The sequence below is a fragment of the Mycolicibacterium bacteremicum genome, from assembly GCF_002086115.1.
In the GTDB taxonomy this organism is placed as follows: Bacteria; Actinomycetota; Actinomycetes; order Mycobacteriales; family Mycobacteriaceae; genus Mycobacterium; species Mycobacterium bacteremicum.
This window is the reverse complement of the sequence record NZ_MVHJ01000063.1, coordinates 1-2,767: the sequence shown is the minus strand read 5'-3', so window position 1 is coordinate 2,767 and position 2,767 is coordinate 1. Positions and strand designations below refer to the sequence as shown.

3 protein-coding genes are annotated in these 2,767 nt (G+C 64.0%); all 3 read right to left on the bottom strand.

Translation table 11 applies throughout. The features are described 5' to 3' along the window. Positions 1 to 19 precede the first annotated feature (19 nt). Positions 20 to 1,066 carry a 4-hydroxy-2-oxovalerate aldolase gene (dmpG, locus tag BST17_RS28460; RefSeq protein WP_083062357.1) on the bottom strand — a complete coding sequence of 349 codons (1,047 nt, stop codon included), beginning with the start codon at positions 1,064 to 1,066 and terminating at the stop codon, positions 20 to 22. Then, positions 1,063 to 1,980: an acetaldehyde dehydrogenase (acetylating) gene (locus tag BST17_RS28455; RefSeq protein WP_083062356.1), complete on the bottom strand. Its 918-nt coding sequence runs from the start codon at positions 1,978 to 1,980 to the stop codon at positions 1,063 to 1,065. The genes dmpG and BST17_RS28455 overlap by 4 nt, the downstream gene beginning before the upstream one ends. Before the next feature lie 10 nt (positions 1,981 to 1,990). Next, positions 1,991 to 2,767: 2-keto-4-pentenoate hydratase (locus BST17_RS28450; RefSeq protein WP_407937778.1), on the bottom strand; the 777-nt coding region annotated here is incomplete at its 5' end.

The window sequence follows — 2,767 nt, the reverse complement described above, 5'->3', positions numbered from 1 at the left end:
GCGCGCGGCCGGCCCCGGTTCAGGCGTTCTGCGTCTCTTGTTCGCGTTTGATTTCCAGTGCGATGTCGATGAGTTGGTCCTCTTGGCCGCCGATGAGTTTGCGTTGGCCGGCGCGGTGCAGCAGCTGATGGGCGGGCACCCCGTAGCGTTCGGACTGGCGGATGGCGTGCTTGAGGAAGCTGGAATACACCCCCGAGTACCCCATGATCAGCGCGTTGCGGTCCAGCAGGCACTCGGCCGGCATCGCCGGGGCGACGACCTCTTCGGCGGCGTCGGCGATATCGAAGAAGTCGATACCGGTCTTCACACCGATCTTGTCGAACACCCCGATGAGTGCCTCCACCGGTGCGTTACCGGCACCGGCACCGAACCGCCGGCACGACCCGTCGATCTGCTTGGCACCGGCACGCACCGCCTCGATGGAGTTGGCCACCCCGAGCCCGAGGTTCTCATGGCCATGGAAACCGACCTGCGCGTCATCGCCGAGTTCGGCGACCAAGGCGGCCACCCGATCCGACACCTGGTCGAGCACCAGGGCACCCGCAGAATCCACCACGTAGACGCACTGACAACCGGCATCGGCCATGATGCGGGCCTGGGCGGCCAACTTCTCCGGGGAGATGGTGTGGCTCATCATCAAGAACCCGACGGTCTCCAGGCCGAGTTCGCGGGCCAATCCGAAATGCTGGATGGAGACATCGGCCTCGGTGCAGTGGGTGGCGATCCGGCAGATCTCCCCACCATTGTTCTGCGCCTCCTTGATGTCCTCCTTGGTGCCCACCCCGGGCAGCATCAAAAAGGCGATCTTGGCGTCCTTGGCGGTCTCGGCCGCGAGTCTGATCAGTTCCTGCTCAGGGGTTTTGGAGAAGCCGTAGTTGAACGACGAGCCACCCAACCCGTCACCGTGGGTCACCTCGATGACCGGCACCCCCGCGGTGTCCAGCGCCGCCACGATCGAGCGGACCTCCTCGGCGCTGAACTGGTGACGCTTGTGATGAGACCCGTCGCGCAGCGACGTGTCGGTCATCCGGATGTCCCACACCGGATTGAAGAAGATGTCACTCATGCCTGTACTCCAGTTCCGGCGCCGACACGTTCCTTGGCGATCTCCTCGCCGACCTTGGTGGCCGCCGCGGTCATGATGTCCAAATTCCCGGCATAGGGCGGCAGATAATCGCCGGCACCCTCCACCTCGACGAAGGTCGTCACCACATGCTGACCACCGTTGACCACCGAGGGCTCATCGAACTGCGGCTCATTGAGCAACCGGTACCCGGGCACATAGGTCTGCACCTCGGCCACCACCTCCTTGATCGAGGCGGTGATCGCCGCATGGTCGGCATCCTCGGGGATCGCGCAGAAAATGGTGTCGCGCATGATCATCGGCGGCTCGGCCGGGTTCAAGATGATGATCGCCTTACCCCGGGCCGCCCCACCGATATCGCGCACACCGGCACTGGTGGTCTTGGTGAACTCATCGATATTGGCCCGGGTGCCCGGCCCCGCCGACGCCGAGGACACCGACGCCACGATCTCGGCATACGGCACATCCACCACCCTCGACACCGCATACACCATCGGGATGGTCGCCTGCCCACCACAGGTCACCATGTTCACATTCGGCGCATCCAGATGCGCCCGCAGATTCGCCGGCGGAATCACCCCCGGACCCACCGCGGCCGGGGTCAGATCGATCGCGGTGATCCCGGCCTCGGCATACCGCGGCGCGGCATCACGATGCACATACGCCGAGGTCGCCTCGAACACCACATCGGGTTTCTCGGACCGGCCCAGCAGCCAATCCACCCCCTCATGAGAGGTCTCCAAACCCAGCGTGCGGGCCCGCGCCAGACCCTCGGACTCCGGATCGATCCCGATCATCCACCGCGGCTCCAACCAGTCCGACCGCAACAGCTTGTACAGCAGGTCGGTGCTGATATTGCCCGACCCCACAATCGCCACAGACAACTTCTCGGCCACTACAGCTCCCCTACTCGAAAGAAAGTCGGACCGAACCTAGCCCGTCGAAATCAGCTACGAAATCGTCACCCGGAGCTGCATCTATCGCACGCATACAGGCACCGGGCAACACGATGTCCCCGGCACGCAACCGCACCCCGAACTGATCGACCTTGCGCGCCAACCACGCCACCGAGGTCACCGGATTACCCAGCACCGCATCACTGCGCCCCTCGGCCACCACCTCACCATTACGCTTCAAGACGGCATCGATGGCTTTGATGTCGATGTCCTTGGGCGACACCCGCTCACGCCCCAACACCCAACCCGCCGAGGACGCATTATCGGCGATCGTGTCGCACAACTTGATCTTCCAGTCCGTGATGCGGGTATCGATCAACTCGATCGACGGCGCATACGCCGCGGTCGCGGCCAGCACATCATCCTCGGTGCACCCCGCACCGGGCAGATCATCGGCCAAGATGAACCCGACCTCCACCTCCACCCGCGGATACAAAAACCGACCCGCCGCCACCGGCCTGTCCTCATAGACCTGCATATCGGCCAGCAGATGACCGTAATCGGGCTCATCCACGCCCATCATCTTCTGCATCGCCTCCGACGACAGACCCACCTTGTGCCCCACCACCCGAGCACCCTCGGCCACCCGCTGCCGGATATTGACCAACTGAATCTCATAGGCATCCACCACATCGATATCCGGATACCGATCCGTCAACGGCGCCGTCGCAACCCTGCTGCGCTCCGCCTCAGCCAGATCGGCCGCGAGCTCATCGCGCACCTCGAC